Annotated in this window: 16 protein-coding genes, 2 tRNA genes, 3 rRNA genes and 1 pseudogene; 13 read left to right on the forward strand and 9 right to left on the reverse strand. The window is 54.8% G+C overall.

The annotated features are described in order from the left end of the window. Positions 1-505: 505 nt before the first annotated feature. The 5 genes from AC3CHX_RS00005 (at position 506) to rrf (ending at position 5,780) form a co-directional block, all read left to right on the forward strand. A 16S ribosomal RNA gene (locus tag AC3CHX_RS00005) occupies positions 506-2,038 on the forward strand. A 125-nt stretch (positions 2,039-2,163) separates the two neighbouring features. Then, a tRNA-Ile gene (locus AC3CHX_RS00010) sits at positions 2,164-2,240 on the forward strand. A gap of 8 nt (positions 2,241-2,248) precedes the next feature. Further along, positions 2,249-2,324 (forward strand) — tRNA-Ala (locus AC3CHX_RS00015). 293 nt (positions 2,325-2,617) lie between these two features. After that, a 23S ribosomal RNA gene (locus tag AC3CHX_RS00020) occupies positions 2,618-5,493 on the forward strand. Positions 5,494-5,667: 174 nt separating this feature from the next. Beyond that, positions 5,668-5,780 (forward strand): 5S ribosomal RNA (gene rrf / locus AC3CHX_RS00025). The 16S, 23S and 5S rRNA genes sit together here with 2 tRNA genes alongside, the layout of an rRNA operon. 107 nt (positions 5,781-5,887) lie before the next feature. On the opposite strand, the pseudogene AC3CHX_RS00030 reads toward rrf, so the two are convergent. Beyond that, positions 5,888-6,087, reverse strand: a pseudogene (locus tag AC3CHX_RS00030) (transposase domain-containing protein); the annotation flags it as partial. Here AC3CHX_RS00030 and AC3CHX_RS00035 point away from each other — a divergent pair. Further along, complete coding sequence (locus tag AC3CHX_RS00035; RefSeq protein WP_488644675.1) at positions 6,032-6,241, forward strand: transposase domain-containing protein; 210 nt, start codon at positions 6,032-6,034, stop codon at positions 6,239-6,241. The pseudogene AC3CHX_RS00030 and the gene AC3CHX_RS00035 sit on opposite strands and share 56 nt — an antisense overlap. 345 nt (positions 6,242-6,586) lie before the next feature. Here the strand turns inward: AC3CHX_RS00035 and AC3CHX_RS00040 are convergent, their stop codons facing one another. From AC3CHX_RS00040 to AC3CHX_RS00055, 4 genes are all read right to left on the reverse strand, one after another. Beyond that, positions 6,587-7,837 (reverse strand): IS256 family transposase, encoded by a 1,251-nt coding sequence (locus AC3CHX_RS00040; protein WP_488629134.1) that lies wholly within the window; start codon positions 7,835-7,837, stop codon positions 6,587-6,589. A gap of 103 nt (positions 7,838-7,940) precedes the next feature. Then, entirely contained in the window at positions 7,941-8,363 is a 423-nt protein-coding gene (locus AC3CHX_RS00045) for a surface-adhesin E family protein (protein ID WP_488631477.1), read from the reverse strand. A 581-nt stretch (positions 8,364-8,944) separates the two neighbouring features. After that, positions 8,945-9,502, reverse strand: a complete 558-nt coding sequence (locus AC3CHX_RS00050; protein ID WP_488631478.1) for an acyloxyacyl hydrolase — start codon at positions 9,500-9,502, stop codon at positions 8,945-8,947. Positions 9,503-9,644: 142 nt separating this feature from the next. After that, positions 9,645-10,841, reverse strand: a complete 1,197-nt coding sequence (locus tag AC3CHX_RS00055; protein ID WP_488631479.1) for a M20 aminoacylase family protein — start codon at positions 10,839-10,841, stop codon at positions 9,645-9,647. 225 nt (positions 10,842-11,066) lie between these two features. On the opposite strand from AC3CHX_RS00055, the gene AC3CHX_RS00060 reads away from it, so the two are divergent. From AC3CHX_RS00060 to AC3CHX_RS00075, 4 genes are all read left to right on the forward strand, one after another. Next, positions 11,067-13,151, forward strand: coding sequence for a molybdopterin-containing oxidoreductase family protein (locus tag AC3CHX_RS00060; protein WP_488631480.1), 2,085 nt, complete (start codon positions 11,067-11,069; stop codon positions 13,149-13,151). A gap of 86 nt (positions 13,152-13,237) precedes the next feature. Continuing rightward, positions 13,238-14,305, forward strand: coding sequence for an aminopeptidase (locus AC3CHX_RS00065; RefSeq protein ID WP_488644676.1), 1,068 nt, complete (start codon positions 13,238-13,240; stop codon positions 14,303-14,305). 86 nt (positions 14,306-14,391) lie between these two features. Continuing rightward, a complete protein-coding gene (locus AC3CHX_RS00070) occupies positions 14,392-16,950 on the forward strand; it encodes an alpha/beta fold hydrolase (RefSeq protein WP_488631481.1) in 2,559 nt (852 codons plus the stop codon). A 138-nt stretch (positions 16,951-17,088) separates the two neighbouring features. Further along, positions 17,089-18,780: a long-chain-fatty-acid--CoA ligase gene (locus AC3CHX_RS00075; RefSeq protein WP_488631482.1), complete on the forward strand. Its 1,692-nt coding sequence runs from the start codon at positions 17,089-17,091 to the stop codon at positions 18,778-18,780. Between the two features lie 113 nt (positions 18,781-18,893). On the opposite strand, the gene dgoD is transcribed toward AC3CHX_RS00075, so the two are convergent. The 3 genes from dgoD to AC3CHX_RS00090 are packed head-to-tail and all read right to left on the reverse strand — an operon-like array spanning position 18,894 to position 21,783. Beyond that, positions 18,894-20,042 (reverse strand): galactonate dehydratase, encoded by a 1,149-nt coding sequence (gene dgoD / locus AC3CHX_RS00080; RefSeq protein ID WP_488631483.1) that lies wholly within the window; start codon positions 20,040-20,042, stop codon positions 18,894-18,896. Between the two features lie 32 nt (positions 20,043-20,074). Continuing rightward, positions 20,075-20,695 carry a 2-dehydro-3-deoxy-6-phosphogalactonate aldolase gene (locus AC3CHX_RS00085; RefSeq protein WP_488631484.1) on the reverse strand — a complete coding sequence of 207 codons (621 nt, stop codon included), beginning with the start codon at positions 20,693-20,695 and terminating at the stop codon, positions 20,075-20,077. 47 nt (positions 20,696-20,742) lie between these two features. Next, positions 20,743-21,783, reverse strand: coding sequence for a 2-dehydro-3-deoxygalactonokinase (locus tag AC3CHX_RS00090; RefSeq protein WP_488631485.1), 1,041 nt, complete (start codon positions 21,781-21,783; stop codon positions 20,743-20,745). A gap of 314 nt (positions 21,784-22,097) precedes the next feature. Here AC3CHX_RS00090 and AC3CHX_RS00095 point away from each other — a divergent pair, with 314 nt between their 5' ends. Continuing rightward, positions 22,098-22,922 carry an IclR family transcriptional regulator gene (locus AC3CHX_RS00095; RefSeq protein WP_488631486.1) on the forward strand — a complete coding sequence of 275 codons (825 nt, stop codon included), beginning with the start codon at positions 22,098-22,100 and terminating at the stop codon, positions 22,920-22,922. Here AC3CHX_RS00095 and AC3CHX_RS00100 read toward each other — a convergent pair. After that, a complete protein-coding gene (locus tag AC3CHX_RS00100) occupies positions 22,914-23,345 on the reverse strand; it encodes an acyl-CoA thioesterase (protein ID WP_488631487.1) in 432 nt (143 codons plus the stop codon). The two genes, AC3CHX_RS00095 and AC3CHX_RS00100, sit on opposite strands and share 9 nt — an antisense overlap. Positions 23,346-23,415: 70 nt before the next feature. Between AC3CHX_RS00100 and AC3CHX_RS00105 the strand changes: the two genes are divergently transcribed. Both AC3CHX_RS00105 and AC3CHX_RS00110 read left to right on the forward strand, forming a co-directional pair. Next, positions 23,416-25,287: an ABCB family ABC transporter ATP-binding protein/permease gene (locus AC3CHX_RS00105; RefSeq protein WP_488631488.1), complete on the forward strand. Its 1,872-nt coding sequence runs from the start codon at positions 23,416-23,418 to the stop codon at positions 25,285-25,287. A gap of 22 nt (positions 25,288-25,309) precedes the next feature. Then, positions 25,310-26,287 (forward strand): LysR family transcriptional regulator, encoded by a 978-nt coding sequence (locus AC3CHX_RS00110; RefSeq protein WP_488631489.1) that lies wholly within the window; start codon positions 25,310-25,312, stop codon positions 26,285-26,287. Positions 26,288-26,416 lie beyond the last annotated feature (129 nt).

The raw sequence follows: 26,416 nt of genomic DNA on the forward strand, positions 1-26,416 counted from the left end.
AACCGCTTGCCAGTGGCGGAGCGCCTTGCTATAGTTCGGCCTCTGTTGAAAACGACGCGCAATACCGGAAGCAGCGCAGGCTGATTTGGGGCGAAGTTGGAGATGGAAACGAGGTTGCAGTGTGGGTGTTTGCAGGGTGTGGAAGCGTTAAAAGCATTTAAGTTGTTTGTAAAAATGATTTAAAAAGCAGTTGACGAAAAGCACGCAACGCCACATAATCTCATCTCTCTGCTGCCGGCAAACAAAACGATTTGTCGGTGCTGCGAACACTACGGTGTGACGCAAAGCAGGGGAAGTTCTTTAACAATTAACAGCCGATAAGTGTGGGCGTTTAATGGAAGTGCAGCGTGAATTGCTTAGGCGGTTTGCGTAAAACTTAAAACATTAAATGTTCACAAAAGAAGAAAATAGGATGCTTCGCAAGGTCAAACTTGGGGAGCGCCTGTCAGTATTTTGAGTGAGCGATAGCAGCGATGCTAGGCAGCAATGCCACAAAACAGAGATTAAACTGAAGAGTTTGATCCTGGCTCAGATTGAACGCTGGCGGCATGCCTTACACATGCAAGTCGAACGGTAACAGGGAGCTTGCTCCGCTGACGAGTGGCGAACGGGTGAGTAATATATCGGAACGTGCCTTTGAGTGGGGGATAACTAGTCGAAAGATTAGCTAATACCGCATACGATCTACGGATGAAAGTGGGGGATTCGCAAGAACCTCATGCTCATAGAGCGGCCGATATCTGATTAGCTAGTTGGTGAGGTAAAGGCTCACCAAGGCATCGATCAGTAGCTGGTCTGAGAGGACGACCAGCCACACTGGGACTGAGACACGGCCCAGACTCCTACGGGAGGCAGCAGTGGGGAATTTTGGACAATGGGCGCAAGCCTGATCCAGCAATGCCGCGTGAGTGAAGAAGGCCTTCGGGTTGTAAAGCTCTTTTGTCAGGGAAGAAACGGTTTGGGCTAATACCCTGGGCTAATGACGGTACCTGAAGAATAAGCACCGGCTAACTACGTGCCAGCAGCCGCGGTAATACGTAGGGTGCAAGCGTTAATCGGAATTACTGGGCGTAAAGCGTGCGCAGGCGGTTGTGTAAGACAGGTGTGAAATCCCCGGGCTTAACCTGGGAATGGCATTTGTGACTGCACGGCTAGAGTGTGTCAGAGGGGGGTAGAATTCCACGTGTAGCAGTGAAATGCGTAGAGATGTGGAGGAATACCGATGGCGAAGGCAGCCCCCTGGGATAACACTGACGCTCATGCACGAAAGCGTGGGGAGCAAACAGGATTAGATACCCTGGTAGTCCACGCCCTAAACGATGTCTACTAGTTGTCGGGTCTTAATTGACTTGGTAACGCAGCTAACGCGTGAAGTAGACCGCCTGGGGAGTACGGTCGCAAGATTAAAACTCAAAGGAATTGACGGGGACCCGCACAAGCGGTGGATGATGTGGATTAATTCGATGCAACGCGAAAAACCTTACCTACCCTTGACATGGCTGGAATCCTTCAGAGATGAGGGAGTGCTCGAAAGAGAACCAGTACACAGGTGCTGCATGGCTGTCGTCAGCTCGTGTCGTGAGATGTTGGGTTAAGTCCCGCAACGAGCGCAACCCTTGTCATTAGTTGCTACGAAAGGGCACTCTAATGAGACTGCCGGTGACAAACCGGAGGAAGGTGGGGATGACGTCAAGTCCTCATGGCCCTTATGGGTAGGGCTTCACACGTCATACAATGGTACATACAGAGGGCCGCCAACCCGCGAGGGGGAGCTAATCCCAGAAAGTGTATCGTAGTCCGGATTGTAGTCTGCAACTCGACTACATGAAGTTGGAATCGCTAGTAATCGCGGATCAGCATGTCGCGGTGAATACGTTCCCGGGTCTTGTACACACCGCCCGTCACACCATGGGAGCGGGTTTCACCAGAAGTAGGTAGCCTAACCGCAAGGAGGGCGCTTACCACGGTGGGATTCGTGACTGGGGTGAAGTCGTAACAAGGTAGCCGTATCGGAAGGTGCGGCTGGATCACCTCCTTTCTAGAGTTTGTACGGACATTAAGCGTCCACACTTATCGGTGTGTTAATAAAGAAGAACAGTTATTAGGTGCGCTGTTTGTGAGCGGAAGATGCTGACGGACTGCCTGCTGATTACTGATCCAAACGGGTCTGTAGCTCAGTTGGTTAGAGCACCGTGTTGATAACGCGGGGGTCGTTGGTTCGAGCCCAACCAGACCCACCACAAGTTTCGGGGGCTTAGCTCAGCTGGGAGAGCACCTGCTTTGCAAGCAGGGGGTCATCGGTTCGATCCCGTTAGCCTCCACCAAAAATCAAACCTAAGTCGAACGCGCGAGCGTTTGGATTTAGGTTTGATCTTTTCAAGATCATTGGCTGTTTTGTTCTTTAACAATCTAGAAGAAGTAAAGATTCGTCCATGATGCGACAGCATTGTGGATGGGTATGATTGTATCAAATCAAAAAGTATGTAAAGAGTTCTCAAAAGAGCATGCGTTAAGCATGCGATGCGAAAACACTTTGGATACGGCAAACGCTAAACTCATAGAAATACCTCTATAGCCGCTTTTTGTCTGTGAACGCAGGCAGAAGCTAACGTTATAGGGACAAGTGAATAAGTGCACATGGTGGATGCCTTGGCGATTACAGGCGATGAAGGACGTAGTAGCTTGCGATAAGCTGCGGGGAGCGAGCAAACACGCATTGATCCGCAGATTTCCGAATGGGGAAACCCACCCTTTTAGGGTATTGCATACTGAATACATAGGTATGCAAGGCGAACGTGGCGAACTGAAACATCTAAGTAGCTACAGGAAAAGAAATCAACCGAGATTCCCAAAGTAGTGGCGAGCGAAATGGGAACAGCCTGCAAGATTTAGCATCAGCGATAATGGAACACCCTGGAAATGGTGGCCATAGAGGGTGATAGCCCCTTACATGAAATCGGTGGTGTGGAACTAAGTTTGCGACAAGTAGGGCGGGACACGTGTAATCCTGTCTGAACATGGGGGGACCATCCTCCAAGGCTAAATACTCGTAATCGACCGATAGTGAACCAGTACCGTGAGGGAAAGGCGAAAAGAACCCCGGAAGGGGAGTGAAATAGATCCTGAAACCGTGTGCATACAAACAGTAGGAGCGGACTTGTTCCGTGACTGCGTACCTTTTGTATAATGGGTCAGCGACTTACATTCAGTGGCAAGCTTAACCGTATAGGGAAGGCGTAGAGAAATCGAGTCCGAATAGGGCGTTCAGTCGCTGGGTGTAGACCCGAAACCAAGTGATCTACTCATGGCCAGGATGAAGGTGCGGTAACACGCACTGGAGGTCCGAACCCACTAATGTTGAAAAATTAGGGGATGAGCTGTGGGTAGGGGTGAAAGGCTAAACAAACTTGGAAATAGCTGGTTCTCTCCGAAAACTATTTAGGTAGTGCCTCAAGTATCACCATCGGGGGTAGAGCACTGTTATGGCTAGGGGGTCATTGCGACTTACCAACCCATTGCAAACTCCGAATACCGATGAGTGCGAGCTTGGGAGACAGACGCCGGGTGCTAACGTCCGACGTCAAGAGGGAAACAACCCAGACCGCCAGCTAAGGTCCCAAAGATTGGCTAAGTGGCAAACGAAGTGGGAAGGCTAAAACAGTCAGGAGGTTGGCTTAGAAGCAGCCATCCTTTAAAGAAAGCGTAATAGCTCACTGATCGAGTCGTCCTGCGCGGAAGATGTAACGGGGCTAAGCCAGTCACCGAAGCTGCGGATATCAATTTATTGATATGGTAGGAGAGCGTTCTGTAAGCCTGCGAAGGTGTCTTGTAAAGGATGCTGGAGGTATCAGAAGTGCGAATGCTGACATGAGTAGCGATAATGGGGGTGAAAAGCCTCCACGCCGTAAGCCCAAGGTTTCCTGTTCAACGTTCATCGGAGCAGGGTGAGTCGGCCCCTAAGGCGAGGCAGAGATGCGTAGCTGATGGGAAGCAGGTTAATATTCCTGCACCGTCGTGTGATGCGATGGGGGGACGGATCGCGGAAGGTTGTCCGACTGTTGGAATAGTCGGTTTTTGGCTCAGAGAAGGCTGTTAGGCAAATCCGGCAGCGTAATTCAAGGGGTTGAGACGAGTGAACTTGTTCACGAAGCAATCGGAAGTGGTTCCAAGAAAAGCCTCTAAGCTTCAGTCACACGAGACCGTACCGCAAACCGACACAGGTGGGCGAGATGAGTATTCTAAGGCGCTTGAGAGAACTCGGGAGAAGGAACTCGGCAAATTTGTACCGTAACTTCGGGATAAGGTACGCCCCGGTAGCTTGACTGGCTTGCGCCATGAGGGTGAAAGGGCTGCAATAAAAAGGTGGCTGCGACTGTTTAATAAAAACACAGCACTATGCAAACACGAAAGTGGACGTATATGGTGTGACTCCTGCCCGGTGCTGGAAGATTAAATGATGGGGTGCAAGCTCTTGATTGAAGTCCCAGTAAACGGCGGCCGTAACTATAACGGTCCTAAGGTAGCGAAATTCCTTGTCGGGTAAGTTCCGACCTGCACGAATGGAGTAACGATGGCCACACTGTCTCCTCCCGAGACTCAGCGAAGTTGAAATGTTTGTGATGATGCAATCTACCCGCGGCTAGACGGAAAGACCCCATGAACCTTTACTGTAGCTTTGCATTGAATTTTGAACCAATCTGTGTAGGATAGGTGGGAGGCTTTGAAGCGTGAACGCTAGTTTGCGTGGAGCCAACCTTGAAATACCACCCTGGTTTGTTTGAGATTCTAACCTTGGTCCGTTATCCGGATCGGGGACAGTGCATGGTAGGCAGTTTGACTGGGGCGGTCTCCTCCCAAAGTGTAACGGAGGAGTTCGAAGGTACGCTAGGTACGGTCGGACATCGTGCTAATAGTGCAATGGCATAAGCGTGCTTAACTGCGAGACTGACAAGTCGAGCAGGTACGAAAGTAGGACATAGTGATCCGGTGGTTCTGTATGGAAGGGCCATCGCTCAACGGATAAAAGGTACTCTGGGGATAACAGGCTGATTCCTCCCAAGAGTTCATATCGACGGGGGAGTTTGGCACCTCGATGTCGGCTCATCACATCCTGGGGCTGTAGCCGGTCCCAAGGGTATGGCTGTTCGCCATTTAAAGTGGTACGTGAGCTGGGTTTAAAACGTCGTGAGACAGTTTGGTCCCTATCTGCCGTGGGCGTTGGAAATTTGAAGGGGGCTGCTCCTAGTACGAGAGGACCGGAGTGGACGAACCTCTGGTGTACCGGTTGTCACGCCAGTGGCATTGCCGGGTAGCTAAGTTCGGAAGAGATAACCGCTGAAAGCATCTAAGCGGGAAACTTGCCTTGAGATGATATTTCCCGGGAACTAGATTCCCCTAAAGGGTCGTTCGAGACCAGGACGTTGATAGGCTGGGTGTGGAAGCGTAGTAATACGTTAAGCTAACCAGTACTAATTGCCCGTGAGGCTTGTCCCTATAACCTTAGCAGGTTATATGGTGAGCTTATTTGTTTGCCAGAAATGTGCAATCATACCCAGTACTGCAGGCACCTGATCAAACGGGTCTCTGCAGTACAAAACAACATACTTTACTTCTTCCGGATTGCGTTGCTTGTTGCCCTATTGGGAACAAACAACACTACAGTTTATGCCTGATGACCATAGCGAGTTGGTACCACCCCTTCCCATCCCGAACAGGACCGTGAAACGACTTTGCGCCGATGATAGTGCTGCAACCAGTGTGAAAGTAGGTCATCGTCAGGCTCTTATTAGAAAACCCTCCCCGAGCAATCGGGGAGGGTTTTTGCTTTGGGGCGGCGCTTCCTGCGTAAGCCCCCGGTGATCCCATCTTGACGACAAAGCCATTAAGGCTAGATCGGGGCCGCCGACTTCCAACGGTGCGGCGGCAATTCGCCGATGTCGCTCGCCCGTTGGGTCGGCAGTCGCGTGATGACATCCTTGAGATAGGCATACGGATCGTGACCGTTAAGCTGCGCCATCGGATCAGACTCATGATGGCCGCCGCACGCTGGCCCGCCCGCACTGAGCCCGCGAACAACCAGTTCGAACGCGCGGGCTGCCGCGCCGCCGCAAAGCTGAATAGTCTGGAGCCGCTGCGCTGGCTGACCGAGACACTCGAAAAACTGCCTACTTGCCCCAACAGCCAGATCGATTCCCTGCTGCCCTTCTCGAACTTTACACATAGCCTTAGCCTGGCAGGCTAGGTGGGCGGACTGGCCGTTTACGTCATATCTGCGCGCGAACGCGCAGAATCAACAGATCAGAAGTGAATTGAGTGGAAATTGATCAGTGATTTTCCAGTCACATCGCAGCGCGATGCTACCGAAAAGCTGAATTGGTATGTGATACGCTGGAAAATCGAGAAATTCCACAAAGTCCTGAAGTCAGGTTGCACAGCAGAAGAGTCGCGGCTACGGGCGGCGGAAGGGTTGGTCTCATGCAAGAATTGGTTTGCCCACGAGAAGCCAGCATACTGGTGTTGTTACGGAAGCGGATACTAGGCCGCCGCATTCGAGGGTGTGCGGGATTTTGTGTAAACGGAATTTCGTTTAATTCGGCGTCATCCGTTCTTCAAACTGAATTGTGAAGCGGTTGAGTGCTCCTTTCCAGTCCCGCAAGGGCATCGTCCACTTCTTGCTGATGTTGTTGAGTGCCAGATAAAACAGCTTGCTGACAGCCTCATCAGTTGGGAATGAACTGCGGGTTTTGATGACTTTCCGCAGGCTCATATTAATGGATTCAATGGCGTTGGTGGTGTAAATGACCTTGCGGATTTCCGGCGGGTAGTCGAAGAACGGCGTGATCCGAGCCCAATTTCGCCGCCAGGACAGGCTGATCGACTGGTAGTCCTTGTCCCACTTTGACTCAAATTCGGTGAGCATGAGTTCGGCTTCATCGACGGTCGCCGCACTGTAGATTCGCTTCAGATCGGTAGCCACTTCCTTCTGCACTTTCCAGGGAACGAAGTTCAGGCTGTTTCGCACCATGTGAACGATGCATAGCTGAACAGCGGCTTTCGGATAGACCGCCTCGATGGCGTCAGGGAAGCCTTTCAACCCATCGACGCAGGCAATGAAGATGTCTTGCACGCCACGGTTCTTCAGCTCGGTCACCACTTGCAACCAGAATTTGGCACCCTCGGTCTGAGCGATCCACAGGCCCAGCACTTCCTTGTGGCCCTCCATGTTCACGCCGATGGCCAGGTAGACGGCCTTGTTTCGGACAGCCCCTGTGTCGCGCACTTTGACGTGGATGCAGTCGAGATACAGAATCGGATACAAGGCATCGAGCGGCCGGGCCTGCCAGACCTTCACATCCTCGCTCACAGCGTCTGTGACGGACGATATCAGGCTTGGCGATACTTCGGCACCATAAATCTCTTCAAGGTGGCTCTGGATCTCCCTGACCGTCAGGCCACGGGCATACAGGGAGATGATCTTGTCGTCGAAGCCGGTCCAGCGGGTCTGATGCTTGCTGACGATTTGCGGTTCAAACGCGCCTTGACGATCGCGGGGAATATCGAGCGGGAGTGCGCCGAAATCGCCTTTGAGCGTCTTACTGCTGTGGCCGTTGCGAGTGTTGGCCGTGTCGTTGATCACCGCGTCGCTTTTGCCGTGACCGAGATGGTCCGTCATCTCGACCTCCAGCGCACGCTCGACCAACATCTTGGTCAATTGCTTGAGCAAGCCATTTTCGCCAATCAGGTCTTCAGGTTTTTTGTAGTTGGCAAGCAGGCTGTCCGCCAGCTTGACCAGTTCAGGATCGGGCTTGGCCCGTTTGCTGCGTTTTACGTAGGTCATTTTTTCCTCTATGGTGGCAGTGTCCTGCCAAATGACCGTTTACACAAAACTAAATACACCCTCCCGCATTCCGTGATATTCAAATTTCCTATGCAGTTAAAGCTTACTTGCCGCCGAGCTTCTGATTACAAACGAAGTTGTTCATGATGCCATCAGCCAGGGAACCCTTCACAGGGGCCGCAAATTTGCTGTTTTTAAGTGCATCCGAATGATCGCGCTTGTCCCCAGCGCCGTCATTTTCAACAAACAAAATCTCTCTGGTCAGGCGCGTCGTTTTCTCAGCGCAATTGTATTCAGTCAAATCTTGATAGGACTTAAATGTTGGAAAAGTGGGATCTCCTTCATTTTTACGTGGCTCCTTGAAATTCCACATCGACCATACTTGACGTATACCTTTTGTCTCTTTGATCGAATCCTTATCCAACTTCAAGCTCGACACATCGCTTTGACCGACAACCTGCCAGTCAGCAGCCTGAGCACCAAGACAAACAATACCTAACCCGAGAATGAGTGCAATTTTTTTCATGTGTAGTTTTCCTTGAATAATTGAACCGTAAATACGATTTATCTAGCGTATCTTAATTCCTTCACATCACATCTAATTTTACAAATAAACACATTTATTGCTGTATTCGCGATACGACTACAACTCATCGGCATCACTGACTTTGACTGAATGCAGTAAAGATACAGAATCGGATAAAGCGGATCGGGAGGTGGGTCCTGCCAGTACTCCAGATCCTCGCTCACAGCAGTGGTGATGGCAGAGCTCAGACTCAGCGATACCTCGTGTGCCATACATACCCCCCAAACACCAACAGGCTAATTGGACAAAAAAAAAGCCCGCGGACCTTACGGCGCGGGCTGAATCCAAACCTTAGGAGGTGTTGGAGGAGACAGGTGTAACTATATGGCACTGCAACATTCCAGTCTGCTTTATTTATGAAATAACAGATATTCACAAAACTACTATTAAACTTTCGGGAAATATCTTTGAGAGTATCATTGCTTATTTGGTAACGAATTCCAACCTGGTGACAGGGCAGTACCTATAAAAAAGCCAGTCAACAAAGACTGGCTTTTGAATTTATGCCAGGAATATCAAACTTAGAAGCGATAAGCTGCCCGGACTACGGCAAAATTTGCGCCGCTATTCGGTTCCTTGATGCCGCCATTGGAGAAATGCTGCAATTTCAGACCAAGATCAAGGCCGTTGCTGAATACATAGCCGGCGCCCAAATGATCACCGAACTCAAACGCCGTGGAAAAGCGACGACCATTGTTATTGTATATATGCGACATCAGGTGCAGGCCAATGCCAGCCTCGGCGTACAAGCCTTTTTTATCGTCCTTCTGAAAACGGAATACCGGCGTGAAGCCCATATCGGTCAGATTCTTTTGCTGGTCTGGTACGTTCTGATATTTGTTCTGCCGAAATTCAGCCAAACTCAAATCCCAATAACCACCGATGTGCGTACCATTCGATTGCCACCACTTACTGCCCCAGTCCCACTGTGTCGCGACGCGTACTAGTTGGCTTTTATTTCCAGTGCCAACTTCGAGTGAAGCAGAGTCAGGAGTGTAGTCAATTGCGTGGGCTGCCTGAGCGCCAGCCAACAGGCATCCGATTGCAAGGATTTTCAAACCCATTTGTTTATTTTGCATAAAGACTTTCGACAAAAGAAAAGATAAGAAACAGATGCAAGCAGATGATTGAGCCTGAAGTGTATGTGACTAACTTGCGCATCAGAATAATAGCCGTACAGGGTAGTTCAAAATCAAAATCGCTGCCGAACCAGCAGACGGCTTAAGCGGCCGACTGTAGATAGGCTTCCGCCAGATTAACCCAATAGCTCGCGCCAATCGGTAGCAACTCGTCATTGAAGTCATAGCTGGCATTGTGCAGATTGCAGGGACCGAGGCCGTGGCCGCTATCGCGATGGCCGCCCATGCCATTACCCAGGAATACGTAGCAGCCGGGCTTATGTTGCAACATAAAGGCAAAGTCTTCGGCCCCCATTGTCGGTTCAACTGTTGCATCGACGTTGTCGACACCTGACATCGCCTGCATTACCCCGACCGCAAAGGCGGTCTGCTCGGGGTGATTGATCAGTGGCGGGTAATTCCGATGGAAGCGGAAATCCACTTCGGCACCGAACGCCGCTACAGTGTGTTGCGCAATCTCACGCATGCGCTGCTCGATCAGATCCAGTACTTCAACCGAAAAGGTACGTACCGTGCCGATCAACGTCGCCTCATCCGGAATCACGTTGGTCGCGCTGCCGGAATGAATCTGCGTAATCGATAGCACGGCAGGATCATTCGGATTGATATTGCGGGCGACGATGGTTTGCCAGCTTTGGGCTAGCTGTACTGCGATCATCACCGGGTCGATGCTCTTGTGCGGTTGCGCCGCGTGCGAGCCTTTGCCTTTGACGATCACTTCAAATTCATTACTTGAAGCCATCATCGGGCCAGGCGTGACGCCGAATGTACCTGCGGCCATGCCGGGCCAGTTGTGCATGCCAAATACCGCTTCCATCGGGCATTGCTCAAATAGTCCATCATCGATCATGCTTTGCGCACCTGCGCCTCCTTCTTCCGCCGGTTGGAAAATCAGATAGACGGTGCCGTCAAAATCACCATGCAGCGACAAATGATGGGCAGCACCCAGCAGCATCGCGGTGTGCCCATCATGACCGCAAGCGTGCATCTTGCCCTGATGTTGGGAGGCGTGCTTGAAGGCATTCAACTCTTGCACCGGCAGCGCGTCCATATCGGCGCGCAATCCGATGGCACGATCACTTGTGCCTTTTTTGATGACGCCAACCACGCCAGTCACGCCAAGTCCTCGTATGACCGGAATATTCCATTCGGTTAATCTGGCGGCGACCACGTCAGAGGTGCGCTGCTCCTCGTAGCAAAGCTCGGGATGCGCGTGCAGGTCGCGCCGGATTGCCTGGATTTCCGCGTGGAACTGGATAATCGGGTCGATCAATTTCATAATATGCTCCTGATTGTATGGCATGCCTTTGCGCAGAAAGGCTGGCAGGTGTGTCGGGCCTAGACTGTGTATCTTACCCTTACCCGGCCGCCCAGTGTTCAACCGGGCGAGCACGATAAACGTCTATTCTGGCAGTGCCGTCCAATGGATAGAAATACTGCAATGTGGATGATCGGGATTTGTTAAAGTAACGATCTTCTCCGCTGCAGTTTTATCAGGATCATCATGACCACTTCCATCGTCCGTGCCGCCTGTCCGCACGATTGCCCCGACACCTGCGCGCTGCTGGTTACCGTCAAAGACGGTGTTGCCACCGACGTACGTGGCGATCCTGAGCACCCAGGCACCGCCGGTGTGCTCTGCACCAAAGTCTCACGATACACCGAGCGAACCTATCACAAGGACAGGTTGCTGCATCCGCTGAAACGGGTCGGCGCCAAGGGCGAAGGCAAGTTCGTCCGCATCAGTTGGGAGGAGGCGCTGGATACGATAGCGACCCGGCTGGGCGCGATTGCTGCGCATGATCCGCAGGCAATACTGCCGTACAGCTACGCCGGCACCATGGGACTGGTACAGGGCGAATCGATGTCGGCGCGCTTCTTCAACCGGCTCGGCGCTTCGCTGCTGGACCGCACCATATGCGCGGCGGCTGGCGGCACCGGCTACAAATATACAATCGGCGCGCGGGTGGGGATCGACCTCGAACAATTTCAGAATGCCAAACTGATCCTGATCTGGGGTGGCAATCCGATCGCTTCCAATCTGCATTTATGGATGCGCGTGCAGGAAGCCAAGCGACGCGGGGCGAAACTGATTGCGATTGATCCGTATCGCTCGCTGACTGCCGAAAAATGTCATCAGCATATCGCACTGCTTCCCGGGACCGATGCCGCGCTGGCGCTCGGCATGATGCATGTGCTGATTGCCGAGAATCTGCTGGACCACGACTACATTGCCGAACACACTCTGGGCTTCGATCAACTAAGGGAACGCGCACTGGAATGGCCGCCGGAACGCGTGGCGGAAGTGTGTGGGATTACTGCGCAACAAGTGATCCAGCTGGCGCGTGATTACGGCGTTGCTGCCAGCGCCGGCGACGGTGTCGCCATTCGCATCAATTACGGTCTGCAACGGGTCCGTGGCGGTGGCATGGCGGTGCGCAATATCGCCTGCCTGCCGGCGCTGGTCGGTGCCTGGCGCCATGCCGCCGGCGGCGTGCAATTATCGACATCGGATAGCTTTCCAAAGAACCTGCAGGCGCTGCAACGTCCCGATCTGTTGACGCGCCAGGGTGTGCAACCGCGCACGATCAACATGAGCACTATCGGCGACGATTTGCTGCGTAATACGTCACCCGGGTTCGGTTCGAAAATCGAAGCACTGATTGTGTATAACTCGAATCCAGTCGCGGTCGCGCCGCAATCCGGCACCGTCGCGCAAGGTTTTGCCCGCGAAGATTTATTCACGGTGGTGCTGGAGCATTTTCAGACCGATACCGCTGATTACGCCGATATCCTGTTGCCTGCGACGACGCAACTTGAGCATGTCGACGCCCATTCCGCGTACGGCCATTTGTACATGCTGGCGAACAATCCGGCGATTGCGCCGCTGGGCGAGGCAAAGCCGAATACAGAGATATTTCGCTTGCTGGCAGCTCGCATGGGATTTGATGATGATTGTTTCAAGGACAGCGATGACGCGATTGCGGCGCAAGCTTTCGACCGTCGCAATGAACGCGCGATTCACTTCGATTGGGACGCGTTGAAGCAGAAGGGCTGGCAAAAATTGAATGTTCCCGATGCGCCGTTTGCCAACGGTGGGTTCCCGACAGCGTCGGGGAAATGTGAGTTCTTTAGTGCCAGCATGCAAGCGGATGGACTGGACCCATTGCCGACCTATATCGCACCGTATGAATCGGTCGCCAGCAATCCGTCGCTGGCGGCGAAATATCCATTGGCGATGATCTCGCCGCCGGCGCGTAATTTCCTCAATTCCAGTTTTGTAAATGTACAAAGTCTGCGCGATACCGAGGGTGAACCGCGTCTCGATATGCATCCGGCCGACGCTCTGCAACGCGGTATCGTCGCCGGCGATACTGTGCGTATTTATAATGATCGGGGTAGCCTCAACGCCAAAGTCCGGATCACCGATAAAGCCCGGCCAGGACTGGTGGTCGGGCTGTCTATCTGGTGGAAGAAATTTGCCGCCGACGGCAAGAACGCGAATGAAGTGACCAGTCAGCGCTTGACGGATATGGGCCGGGCACCGACTTTTTATGACGTACTGGTCGAGGTCGAGGCGCTACGCTGAAAGTCTTTTAAGAAGTCGGACGCGTGCGCATTGGTCGCTTCCTGTCGACAGTGACGAAGATCTAACAAGACTTCCAAATGTTTGCGATGAAACCACGCGCCTTACTGATCACATGTTCGACTGCATTGTTCGCCTCGCTGGTCAGCGGCTGTGCGCAAGTCGGGTATTACGCCCAAGCCGCACGCGGACAGTTTTCCCTTCTTGCGGAAGCGCGTCCAATCAATGCCTGGCTGGACGACCCTTTCGCCAGCGACAAGCTGAAATCGCAGCTAAGGACTGTCAACGAAATTCGTCAGTTTGCCATCCGCGAACTGGGCTTGCCCGACAACGGCAGCTATCGAAATTATGCGCAATTGCAGCGCAGGTTCGTGTTGTGGAATGTGGTTGCCGCACCGGCCTTATCGTTGACGCCGAAGCAGTGGTGTTTCCCGGTGGCGGGTTGTGTCACTTACCGTGGCTACTATAACCAGCACAACGCGCAGGAATATGGCGCACAACTACGCAGTGAAGGCTACGACGTGCAGGTGCTGGGTGTGCCGGCCTATTCGACGCTGGGCTGGTTTAACGATCCGGTGATGTCGACTTTCATCAATTATCCGGAAGCCGAGTTGGCACGACTGATTTTCCATGAGCTGGCGCATCAGGTGGTGTATGTCAAAGACGATACCGATTTCAACGAGTCATATGCGACTGCGGTGGAGGAGGCGGGCGTTGAGCGTTGGCTTGCGGTCAATGGCGACGAGCGCAAGCGTCGGGCATACGCCGAGTATGAAGGGCGCAAACATGAATTCCTGGCGTTGCTGTTGAAGTATCGGCAGCAACTGCAAAGCGTCTATGCCAGCGATATCAGCGATGCGGAAAAGAAGCAAAACAAGGCACGCATCTTTGCGGCGCTGAAGGACGAGTATCAAGTCCTGAAAGCACACTGGGGCGGTTATGTCGGGTATGACCGCTGGTTTGCCGAGCCGTTATCGAATGCACATCTGGCGCTGGTAGCGACCTATTACGATCTGGTGCCGGGGTTTCGGGCGCTAATGGCGCAGCAGCAAAGCTATGCCAAATTCTATGTTGCCGTCGCTAAGCTCGCGCGGCTAAGCAAAGACGAGCGGCGCCATCAATTGCTTGGCCTGGCATCGACGTTAGCACAGCACTGAAAAGCCGAGGGCAGCAAGCACCGCTTCCGTATACCTTATTTCAGCTAAATGCCAATCCGGCAATAAAGTTTGGTTACAATCCAAAAATGACATTTGACACCGACCTGCATCGCTATACGCTGAAATTACCGGACCGCTTAAGCCATGGTAAGCCGCTGGAAATGAGCGTGATCGATGCCGGTCCGCAGTACGGGCGAGGCCCACGGCAGGAACAGCCGACCATGGTCTTCCTGCATGGTTTTGGTGGCCGCGCGGGTTATTGGGAACATCAGCTCGAACAATTTCAGGTCGAGTATCGTGTCATTGCGCTCGATCTGCGTGGCCATGGCTACACCGATGTGCCTGGCGAGGCGGATGGCGCCCGCTACGATGTGCCGGAACTGGTCGACGATATCGTCGCGGCGTTAGCGCTGTTGCAGGTACCGCAGCAATTCGTTCTGGTCTGTCATTCTTTCGGCGGGGCGTTGTCCGCCTATTTTCTCAAGAAGTTTCCCGAACGTGTTTCGGCATGCATCCTGATTGCTTCGGCAGTGCGGTTTCGCTTGCGCCTGTTGGGGCGTGCGTTGCTGCGGATGCCGCCACCGATCCTGATGTGGGTGTTTAAATGCCTGCCGTATGTCGGGGTCAAGGCCGCGCACATTTACCCGCCTGCGCATGTGGTCTATTTGCAAAATAAAAATGCGTTGCGCGCATGGGATGGGACTGAATATCTGCGCGCCATCAGGATACCGACGCTGGTGATTCTCGGGCATCGGGATATCCTGTTTGTGGACGCGGCCTACAAGGAAGTCGCGCGGCTGATTCCGAACGCGGAAGAAGTCGTGGTGCCGGTGTCGGCGCATCAGGTGATGGTGGAGCGCCCGGACGCTGTGAACCGGGCCATCGAGCGGTTCTTGATGCTGCAATCGGATCCGGTGGCACAAGCCGAGCGCCGGGCTTTGCAAAAAGTTGAACGGCGCGCGGCACGCGAAAAACTGGAGCTCGAGCGGCCGTGGCTCAAGCGCTACGACGCCCGCACGCCGTACAACATCAACCTGCCAACGGTGCCATTGCCGCGGTTATTGGAAGCTACCGCCAGACGCTACGCCAAGACCGTGGCGTTGTCGTATTTCGGTGGAAAAATTGACTGGCGCGAGCTCGAGCGGCAAGCAAATCGCTTCGCCCATGGCTTGATCCGGATGCGCGTCAAACCGGGTGAGCGAGTGATGCTGGCGTTGCCGAATATGCCGCAAACGGTGATTGCTTATTTCGGCATCCTGAAAGCCGGTGCGGTGGCGGTGATGACGGATGCCGAGACGACGAAAGAAGTGTTGCTAACGCGGATCGTCGAGGCCGAAGCGGTGATATTGCTCACCACGTCCAAGCGCTATGCCGACTTGCGCAACGACCTGCAGTCAGACCGGCGTGCGACCGGATTGCGGCGCGTGGTGTTCGCCTCAATGATCGAATACATGGGTTGGCGCGAGAAACTGAGATTTGGCTTGCTGCACCACGTCCAGGATGGCCATTGGCTGCCCTGGTTTCGCCACGATAGTCAGCATCGGAAACAGGAGCGCCGTTATCTTAAATTCAATCAGGTGCTGGGACGCGGCCGTCATCAGGCGCCGGAAATTGTCCAGCATGTGACCGACACTGCCGTCATCGTCTACACCTTTGGCGCCACCGGCACGCCGTTGCCAGTGCCGCTGTCGCATCGACATCTGGCCGCCAACGCCTTGCAGTTACGCCACTGGCTGCCGGAATCGCGACCGGGCGATGAACGGTTTTTGGCGCAGCAACCGCTGTCCACGGCCTACGGTTTGACGGGGTTGCTGCATCTGGGGATGTATCTCGGCGCGACCCTGATATTGTTGCCGGACGCAGCGCTGGAACCATTGTTGAAGACCGTCAAAAAAATGCGTCCAACCTATTTCCCGACTACCCCGCAACTGGTTCGCCAGCTTACCTACAGTCCGGGCGTGCGGCGCTATGGACTGGCATCGATACGGGTGTGCGCGGTCAGCGGTTCGCCATTGGCACCGGAAACACGTGAAGAATTTGAAAAGATTACGCGTGGCCGGCTGATTGAAGCGTATGGGTTGAGCGAGGCTGCGCCTGCGGTATTGGCGATGCCCTTGGCGGCGCGCCGACAGTCGGGTGTGGTCGGCTTGCCATTGCCGGACACTGAAGTAAAAGTGCTGGATCTGGACAGCGGGGCGACGCTGGCAACCGATGCGCTGGGCGAGTTATGGGTGCGCGGCCCGCAAGTATTTGATGGTTACGATGTTGGCAACAGTCGCGATGGTGAGCACCAGCAACGCATGCGCGCATTGACGGCCGAGCGCCTGCGCGGAGGCTGGCTGGCAACCGGCGACATCGCGAGTATCGACGCAGACGGCTATGTGTCGATTATCGATCGCAAGGAGAATATGCTGGTGCGGGGTGGCCAACGCGTATTCCCGCGGCAGATCGAGGATGTGTTGTTTGAGCATCCGGCGGTGGCGCTAGCGCAGGTAAAATGGGCGCCGGACGAAGAGGGCGTGATTCACCTGCGAGCGCACATTATGTTGCACCAGAGCATGCATGCCACTACCGAGGAGTTACACAAATATGCGTCAAAACGCTTGCAAGCGAGCGCTTTGCCCGATAGCATCGCGATAGAATAATAAAACAACCGTGCTTTTTTTAATGCGCACTGTAATTCCCTTCCAGGAGTCTGCGGGACTTAGGGAGTCGATGCTCCCGAAGTCCCGCAGTCACTTCACAAGATTGCATCAATCACAAGTAGAGACTAAAGGCAGAACATGGATAAATTTTGGCTTAAATCGTATCCCGAAGGCGTCCCCGCCGAGATTGATTACACCCAGTATCGCTCCTTGGTGCATTTGCTGGAGGAGGCGTTTCAGAAATATGCGACCCGCAATGCCTACGTTTGCATGGGGAAATATCTGACCTACGCCGAGGTCGACCAGTTGTCGAAGAAGGTTGCCGCGTGGCTGCAAAGCAAAGGCCTGCAAAAAGGTGCGCGGGTCGCCATCATGATGCCGAACGTGTTGCAATATCCGGTCGCGATTGCGGCCATTTTGCGTGCCGGCTATACCGTGGTCAACGTCAATCCCTTGTACACCCCGCGCGAACTGGAACATCAGTTGAACGACTCCGGTGCCGAAGCGATTTTCATCCTCGAAAATTTTGCCACGACCTTGCAGCAAGTGGTGGCACGCACCAGGATCAGGCACACCATCGTCGCCAGCATGGGTGATTTGATGGGCGCCAAAGGATTGATCGTGAATCTGGTGGTGCGGCATGTCAAAAAAATGGTGCCGGCATTTGCGTTGCCCGGTTCCACACCGTTCAAGCGCGTGCTGGCGGAAGCTTCGTCGCTGTCGCTGAATCCGGTTGACATGACCCAGAACGATGTCGCCTTCCTGCAGTACACCGGCGGTACCACCGGTGTCTCGAAAGGAGCGACGCTGTCGCATCGGAATGTGATCGCCAACGTCTTGCAGGCCGAAGCCTGGTTGTCGCCAGGTCTGGAGAAGGGGGCCAAGATCGAACAACTGGCCTTTGTCTGTGCCTTGCCGCTGTATCACATCTTCGCGCTGACGGTGTGCGGGATGTTGGGCATGCGCGCAGGCGCGCTGAATTTGTTGATCCCTAATCCGCGCGACATCGCAGGTCTGATCAAGGAATTGTCCAAGTATCAGATTAATACGTTCCCGGCGGTGAACACACTCTACAACGCATTGCTGAATCATCCGGATTTTGCCAAGCTGGATTTCTCCGGTTACCGGGTCTGTGTCGGTGGCGGCATGGCGGTGCAAAAGGCGGTTGCCGACAAGTGGATGGCGGTGACCGGATGCCCGATCATCGAAGGCTACGGACTGTCGGAAACATCGCCGATCGCCTGCGCCAATCCTGCCACGATTACCGCATATAGCGGCACCATCGGTCTGCCGCTGCCATCGACCGACATCGCGATTCTGGATGACGCCGGACATCCGGTGGCGTTGGGGCAGGCTGGTGAAATTGCCATTCGCGGGCCGCAGGTGATGGTCGGTTACTGGAATCGTCCGGATGAAACGGCCAACGTCATGACGCCGGACGGGTTTTTCAAGTCCGGTGATATTGGCGTGATGGACGAGCGTGGTTACACCAAGATTGTCGATCGCAAGAAGGACATGATTCTGGTCTCCGGCTTCAATGTCTATCCGAATGAAGTCGAAGGCGTGGTGGCGCAGCATCCGGGCGTGCTGGAATGCGCTTGCATCGGTGTCCCGGACGAACATGCCGGCGAAGTCGTGAAAATTTTCGTGGTGCGTAAAGATCCAGCGTTGACGGCTGAACAGTTGATGGGTTACTGCCGGGAGCAGTTGACCGGCTACAAGCGGCCGAAATATATCGAGTTCCGCAATGAGCTGCCGAAGTCCAACGTCGGCAAGATTCTACGCCGTGAATTGCGCGATCAGAAGGTTGAGCAAAAGAAGGCTGCTTGATGCGCATACGCGCAAGTTAGGCAGCTGAAGCACGTCCTGATTTGCTTCCACCGACGAAAAATCCCTGAATATGCTTAACGCACATCAGGGATTTTTTATTTCACGATAGCTTTTTACCACTCGGCGAAGCTGCCATCCTTGTGCCGCCAGATCGGATTGCGCCAGCGGTGTCCCAGCGCGGCGCGCTCCTTGACGTATTCTTCGTTGATTGTGATCCCCAGTCCCGGCCCTTGCGGGATCGTGACGTAGCCTTCGTTGTAGGCGAAGACGGCGGGATCGGTGACATAGTCGAGCAAGTCATTGCTCTCGTTGTAATGGATGCCGAGGCTTTGTTCCTGAATGAAGGCGTTGTACGAGACCGCATCGACTTGCAGGCAGGCGGCCAGCGCGATCGGGCCAAGCGGGCAGTGGAGTGCGAGCGCGACATCGTAGGCCTCGGCCATGGTGGCGATCTTGCGGGTTTCGGTGATGCCGCCGGCGTGCGAGACATCGGGCTGGATGATGTCGACATAACCCTCGCTCAGGATGCGCTTGTAATCCCAGCGAGAATACAGGCGTTCGCCCAGCGCGATCGGCGTGCTGGTCAGGTGCGCCAGTTCCTTCAGCGCCTCGTAGTTCTCACTCAGGACCGGTTCTTCAATGAACATCAGCTTGTACTGTTCCAGCTCCTTGATCAGGATCTTGGCCATCGGTTTGTGGACGCGGCCGTGGAAGTCGACGCCGATGCCGATATGCGGGCCGACCGCGTCACGTACCGCCGCGACATTGGCCAGCATGGCTTCGACTTTTGCATACGAATCGACGAACTGCAACTCCTCCGTACCGTTCATCTTGACGGCGCTAAAGCCACGCGCGACCGCATCTTCGGCCGCAGCTGCGGTGTCGGCCGGGCGGTCGCCGCCGATCCAGGAATAGACCTTGATGCGGTCGCGCACCGGCCCGCCCAACAGCTGACTGACCGAGACGCCAAGCGCCTTGCCCTTGATGTCCCACAAGGCCTGGTCGATGCCGGCCAGCGCACTCATGTGGATTGCGCCGCCGCGATAAAAGCCGCCGCGATAGAGCACGGTCCAGTGATCTTCGATATTGCGCGGATCTTTGCCGACCAGATAGTCGGATAGTTCTTCGATCGCTGCAGCGACGCTGTGGGCGCGGCCTTCGACTACCGGCTCGCCCCATCCCACTACGCCTTCATCGGTCTCGATCTTCAGGAAGCACCACCGTGGCGGCACAATGTAAGTAGTCAGTTTGGTGATTTTCATGACGTCAGCTCCCTATTTTCTGTCTTGATTTTTTATGCTATCGCACGCCATGCAGCGACGAATTGTTGGGCATTCCGGCTGACCTGATCTATACGCATGCCGGGTTTGAACAGCGCTGATCCAAGGCCGAATCCGGAAGCTCCGGCGGCGACAAACGCGGCCATGCCGGCTGGTGTGATGCCACCGACCGGGATCAGGGCGACGCTAGCCGGAATCACGGCACGCCAGGCTTTCACCACGTCCGGACCGAGCTGTTCCGCCGGAAACATTTTGAGGACGTCGGCGCCCGCAGCCAGTGCCGCAAACGCTTCGGTGACGGTGGCAACGCCGGGCGCACAAGCCAGTCCGGCCTGTTTGGCAGCACCGATGACGGCAGCATCGCTGTGCGGCATGACGATGATTTCGCCGCCAGCGTTTTTAACCTCATCCACCAGCGCCGGCGTTAATACGGTACCTGCGCCCACTACGCAATCGGCGGCCAGGGTCGTACGCAGCAGGCGAATGCTCTCAAATGGCTCCGGCGAGTTGAGCGGCACTTCAATGACACGGAATCCGGCGGCGTATAGCACCGCGCCTATTTCCGCGACTTCGCTGGGGCGCACGCCACGCAAAATTGCGATCATGCCGCACTGTTTCAGCGCATTTTTCAGCATCGGATATTCCTTCATCTGGTCTGGTTTGAAGCGGCTCTGCGCGCCGCTTATCTGGTGTGTGTGGGCGCAGCTGCAATCAGTCCGGCCTGCACTGCCAGCAGCCATAAGCCGCGCACAGTCGCCTCTGTTGTTACTTCGGCGTGGTTGATTTCGTATACTTCGAGCGCTTTCAGATAGCGCGCGCACAAAGTCGCATCACCGATCAGGATGATTTTGCCGGGTTGATGGGCTTGTTCTTCCAGCACAGCGCGCAACACCGCGACTTCATGGCCGATCAACAGTCCTGAAAGATATTCGCGTTGACCGGCGTCATCCAGCACACCGGTCAAGCCCAGCGTGCGCGCGCTGAAAATAGTGGAGAGCACACCGGCCCGCCCGGCGACCGTCTGCGCCACTTCCAGGCCGCGCAGAAATGCCGCATAGTCAGCATCGTCCGCGCCAAATTCAAAGGCGTCGTCTACCCGCATGGTGCGCCCCAGAATCGTGTGCGCACAGAGTGCCGCATAGACTTCACCGGTCATGAACGTATCGAAGTGCAAAATGCCGGGCTCGGTACTGTGTTGATGCACGCGTACCCATTTGGAATGGGTGCCCGGCAGGCCGATCAGTACATCGTCATCTTGTTTTTTATGTTTTTCGGCTGCGAGCGCGAGTGCGCCGATGACCTGGGTTTCTTCGCCGCGCATCACATTTGGCAAGGTCGAATGTTGGATCAGGCCCGGCACGATATGGAGCGTTAGCCCAGCGTGCGTTTGCATGGCTTGCAATTTGTTGCCGATCTGATGGAGCGCGATCGGGATCGGCAAGTAGGGCGCTTCGCACCAGCCTTGCATGCTGCCGACCATGCCGCAGGCGATGATCGGTGTTTGCGGTGCCTCAGCCAGCCAGTCGCCGCAGGCTTGGCGGAAGGCCAGTTCAAAGCTGGCCTTGTCGCCTAGCGCAAACCGGTCGTCGGTCGTAGCTGCCGGCAAATGCATGATGCCCCAGGGCAGTCCACGTTGCTCAAGCACCACACCGTCGGTACCGAGACGGTAAGCGCGCAGCGATGAGGTACCCCAGTCCAGTGCGATTAATTGGGATTGGTTCATGCGTTTGCCTTCATCGTTGTCTTCCGCGATGGGATTGTTGTGTCGATCCATGTCGGGCCAGTTCGTCAATTTCAAGGCACGAACCAGAGCGTCGGATCGATGCGTCAGATTACTCCAATGCCATGCATTGTTGCCGGTTTGCCGAACTCTAGACCTTCATATCCGGGTTGTCAATATATGATATTGAATACCAATATATGGGATTAATGCTGATTTTGTGTGAAAATGCGATTCAGTGCACTCGCTGTTTCAGATTGGAACCGGTATCCTGTGCGCCTGTTTAATACTGATTTTTTAAATCGAAGGTCTGGAAAATGCCTAAGCCGCTGATGGCAGTTGATGTATCGCAAAACGGTAGTGCCCCGACCGGCACGCAGACGTTGACGCGCGGGCTGGCGGTATTGCACGCAGTGGCCGCTGGCGCGCGCGATTTGATGGAAATCGCCGCCGCCGTTGGCACCACCCGCAGCACCACGCATCGACTCGCCAGTTGCCTGGTGCAGGAGCGCTATCTGCGCTTTACGTTGAATACGGGATACGCGCTCGGACCGAAATTGATCGAACTGGGTTTTCAGGCACGTGAAGAAGTCTCGCTCGCCGTTGTCGCCCGGCCTTATCTGGAATGGCTCGCGGAGCAATCCAACGACACCATTCATCTCGCGGTACGTGATGCCGATGACGTTCTTTACCTGGATAAGATTCCCGGCAAGAAAGGCTTGGAGATGCGGTCCCGCGTCGGCCATCGAATGCCGATTGCGACCACCGGAGTGGGGAAAGCGTTGATGCTGGGGCTGACCGAGGAGGAGTGGAAAGATCTGTACCAGAAGCGCACGTTTGCACATAGTGCCGACAGCGCCAAGCTACTGAAAAAGGGGAGCTGGAGCGAATTCCGCGAGCACATGCGGGAATATGCAGAGGGGGATTTTTCCTTCGATCTGGAAGACAACGAGCCGTCGATCCGTTGTGTTGCGGCACCGATACGCGATGCCGGTCATGCCATCGTCGCCGCCATCAGCGTTTCCAGCACGGTGCCGTACATGCCGCTGAAGCGGATGCAGTCGCTGATCCCTGTCGTCAAGCAGGCCGCGGCCGACATCTCAACCGAATTGGGAGCGGTGCTTAAAACACGTTCACGCTGAACGGAGTGCGTCCAGCGCTGGAATCTGCCGGGGTTTGCGGCTGGCGTCGGTCGCAACGTAGGTCAGTGTGGCTTCGGTCACTTTGACGGTCTCCGCCTGCAGGCGATTGCGTTCGGCGTAGACTTCTACATTGACGGTAATCGAAGTATTGCCGACCTTGACGATATCAGCGTAGAAAGACAACAGATCGCCGACGAAAACAGGATTTTTGAAGACAAACGAATTTACCGCAATGGTTGCCACGCGGCCATTGGCGCGCCGGGTGGCCGGTAACGAGCCGGCAATATCCACTTGCGCCATAATCCAGCCGCCAAAGACGTCGCCATACACATTGGCATCCGCCGGCATCGGCATCACTCGCAATTGCGGCATTTTGTCGATCGGTAAAGCATGCGGGCTTACATTGTTATTTTGTTCAGTCATCTTTGATTCTCCCTAACAGCTACAATTGCTGATCCGCCTGTAGCTTAAACCATTCCATAAGATTCTATCCATGCGCCGTTACTCTTCATCCTCCGCAGATGCCCCCAATCCAGCGTCCGGGCCGGCTCCCAAACACAGCGACTGGGTCACGTTAAAGACGTTGATCCCGTATTTGTGGACCTACAAATGGCGGGTATCGCTGGCACTGCTGTTTCTGGTCGGCGCCAAAATGGCCAACGTCGGCGTGCCGCTGGTCCTGAAGCGGCTGGTCGATAGCATGACGATTACGCCGTCGCATCCACAGGCCATGCTGGTATTGCCGCTGGGCATCCTGGTGGCCTACGGCGCATTGCGGCTCAGCACGACCTTGTTCACCGAATTGCGCGAATTTGTGTTCGCCCGCGTCACGCAGCGCGCTGTCCGCACCATTGCCTTGCAAGTGTTTCGCCATCTGCATTCCTTATCGCTGCGGTTTCATCTGAATCGCCAGACCGGCGGCATGACGCGCGATATCGAACGCGGTACGCGCGGCATATCGTCGCTGGTGTCGTACGCGTTGTTCAGCATTTTGCCGACACTGGTTGAGATCACGCTGGTGCTGAGCTATCTGGCGCTGCATTACGACATCTGGTTCACCGTGATTACCGTGGCGGCCCTGGTTACCTACATCACTTTCACCGTCATCGTTACCGAATGGCGCACGCATTTTCGCCGCACCATGAATACACTCGATTCGAAAGCGAATACCAAAGCCATCGATTCGTTGATCAATTACGAAACCGTCAAATATTTCGGCAATGAAGCTTACGAAGCCAGGCGCTACGATGAAGGCTTGATGGACTATGAAACCGCAGCGGTGAAATCGCAAACGTCGTTGTCGTTGCTGAACAGCGGACAGTCGCTGATTATCGCCATCGCGGTGACCTTGATTCTGTGGCGCGCGACGCAAGGGGTGATCGACGGCAAGATGACGCTGGGTGATCTGGTGCTGGTCAACTCGTTCATGATCCAGCTGTATATTCCGCTGAATTTTCTGGGCGTGGTTTATCGCGAAATCAAGCAGAGTCTGGCTGACATGGAGCGGCTGTTTACCCTGCTCGACGAGAACCGCGAAATTGCCGACGCGCCGGATGCCAAACCGCTGTTCACCGGCGGCGCGCAAGTACGTTTTTCCCATGTCGATTTCAGCTATGAAAGCAAGCGTCAGATTCTGTTCGATGTTGACTTCACGATAGCCGCCGGCACCACCACTGCGGTGGTGGGTCATAGCGGTTCAGGCAAGTCGACGCTATCCCGCTTGCTATTCCGCTTTTACGATATCGATCACGGCAAAATTACGATTGACGGCCAGGAGTTGCGCGACGTTACGCAAGCTTCATTGCGCCAGGTCATCGGTATCGTGCCGCAGGATACCGTGCTATTCAATGACAGCATCGAGTACAACATTGGCTATGGCATGCCGAGTGCCAGCAAGGAGCAAATCATTGCGGTGGCGAAGGCCGCGCATATACACGAATTTATCGAGTCGCTGCCGGATGGCTACGCGTCGACGGTCGGCGAGCGCGGTCTGAAACTATCGGGTGGCGAGAAGCAGCGCGTGGCGATCGCGCGCACCTTGCTGAAAAATCCGGCACTCCTGATTTTTGACGAGGCGACGTCCGCGCTGGACTCCAAAGCAGAGCAGGCAATCCAGGCTCAGCTGAAGGAAATTGCCAAAAACCGGACCACGCTGGTGATTGCGCACCGCTTGTCGACGATTGCCGATGCCGAGCAGATTCTGGTGCTGGATCACGGCCGCATCATCGAACGCGGCACCCATGCGCAATTACTGGCAGCCGACGGCGCGTATGCGCAAATGTGGGCACGCCAGCAGGCACATCCGGAAGAAGCGATGTCTGCGTCGCCACCAGCCATGCCGCAGATGCCGCTCGCCGCAGTCTGACGACTCGGGTTACGATAGCGGAATGGAAAGCAAATGGTTAGAAGACTTTATTTCGTTGGCCGAAACGCATAGTTTCAGCCGTTCGGCCGAGTTGCGTCACGTCACGCAGCCGGCTTTTTCGCGCAGGATTCAATCGCTTGAGGCCTGGCTTGGTGCGGATCTGATTGATCGCACTTCGTATCCGACACGATTGACGCCCTCCGGGGAAGTTTTTTACGAGCAGGCCATGGAGATGCTCGGCCAGATCAACAATGCGCGCGCGCTGATGCGCGGCAAGCGGCCGACCGCGGTGAGCACGGTAGATTTCGCCGTGCCGCACACGCTGTCATTGACTTATATGCCGCGCTGGATCCGCTTGCTCGAAACCGACTTCGGGCCACTCAGCACGCGGCTGATTGCGCTCAATGTCCACGATGCGGTGATGACCATGGTCGACGGCGGCTGCGATCTGCTGCTGTGCTATCACCATCCGCGCCAGCCGGTGCAACTCGATTCCGGTCGTTATGACATGCTGACTTTGGGCAGCGAAGTGTTGCGTGCGTATGCGCATTGCAATAAAGCAGGGGTCCCGGATTTTCTGTTTCCAGGTAGCAGCGCTGCACCTTTGCCATTTTTGTCCTACACCAGCAATGCTTATCTCGGGCGGATGGTGGAGTTGATTCTGGCCGATGTGAAGAAGCCGCTGTATCTGGAAAAGCGCTATGAAACCGATATGGCAGAAGGCTTGAAAATGATGGCGCTGGAAGGCCATGGGATCGCCTTTTTGCCGGAGTCGGCAGTCACGCGCGAGGTCAAGCTAAAGCAATTGGCCAGCGTGGACGGCGGCGCGCCGGAGTGGGAGGCGATCATGGAAATTCGCCTGTATCGCGAGCGCCCGACCGCACAGCGCCCGGGCAAGCCGATTGTTGCGCGGCTCTGGGCTTATTTGTTGCAGCAGCAGGCGCTGCAGGAACAGTCGCGGAATCGCGTAAAAAGCAAAAAACAGAAGGCGGCCTCATAAATAACTGCTTTATGCAAAATTTGCATAGTTGCATGCGTACAAAGCATTGGAAATGCTGTGTGCCGGTGTTCTACGATTCGTGGGCTAAATTGGTACGGCTGCTGCACGGGTCTTACCCGCACTGATTTG

This window comes from Glaciimonas sp. OK215, assembly GCF_057787885.1.

Bases quoted from the DNA above. Each gene is read 5' to 3' on its own strand.
- AC3CHX_RS00060 (WP_488631480.1), top strand. From the start codon at position 11,067: ATGACCACTTCCATCGTCCGTGCCGCCTGTCCGCACGATTGCCCCGAC.
- AC3CHX_RS00085 (WP_488631484.1), bottom strand. From the start codon at position 20,695: ATGCTGAAAAATGCGCTGAAACAGTGCGGCATGATCGCAATTTTGCGT.
- AC3CHX_RS00070 (WP_488631481.1), top strand. From the start codon at position 14,392: ATGACATTTGACACCGACCTGCATCGCTATACGCTGAAATTACCGGAC.
- dgoD (WP_488631483.1), bottom strand. From the start codon at position 20,042: ATGAAAATCACCAAACTGACTACTTACATTGTGCCGCCACGGTGGTGC.
- AC3CHX_RS00045 (WP_488631477.1), bottom strand. From the start codon at position 8,363: ATGAAAAAAATTGCACTCATTCTCGGGTTAGGTATTGTTTGTCTTGGT.
- AC3CHX_RS00090 (WP_488631485.1), bottom strand. From the start codon at position 21,783: ATGAACCAATCCCAATTAATCGCACTGGACTGGGGTACCTCATCGCTG.
- AC3CHX_RS00110 (WP_488631489.1), top strand. From the start codon at position 25,310: ATGGAAAGCAAATGGTTAGAAGACTTTATTTCGTTGGCCGAAACGCAT.
- AC3CHX_RS00050 (WP_488631478.1), bottom strand. From the start codon at position 9,502: ATGCAAAATAAACAAATGGGTTTGAAAATCCTTGCAATCGGATGCCTG.
- AC3CHX_RS00065 (WP_488644676.1), top strand. From the start codon at position 13,238: ATGAAACCACGCGCCTTACTGATCACATGTTCGACTGCATTGTTCGCC.
- AC3CHX_RS00035 (WP_488644675.1), top strand. From the start codon at position 6,032: ATGGCCGCCGCACGCTGGCCCGCCCGCACTGAGCCCGCGAACAACCAG.
- AC3CHX_RS00095 (WP_488631486.1), top strand. From the start codon at position 22,098: ATGCCTAAGCCGCTGATGGCAGTTGATGTATCGCAAAACGGTAGTGCC.
- AC3CHX_RS00105 (WP_488631488.1), top strand. From the start codon at position 23,416: ATGCGCCGTTACTCTTCATCCTCCGCAGATGCCCCCAATCCAGCGTCC.
- AC3CHX_RS00040 (WP_488629134.1), bottom strand. From the start codon at position 7,837: ATGACCTACGTAAAACGCAGCAAACGGGCCAAGCCCGATCCTGAACTG.
- AC3CHX_RS00055 (WP_488631479.1), bottom strand. From the start codon at position 10,841: ATGAAATTGATCGACCCGATTATCCAGTTCCACGCGGAAATCCAGGCA.
- AC3CHX_RS00100 (WP_488631487.1), bottom strand. From the start codon at position 23,345: ATGACTGAACAAAATAACAATGTAAGCCCGCATGCTTTACCGATCGAC.
- AC3CHX_RS00075 (WP_488631482.1), top strand. From the start codon at position 17,089: ATGGATAAATTTTGGCTTAAATCGTATCCCGAAGGCGTCCCCGCCGAG.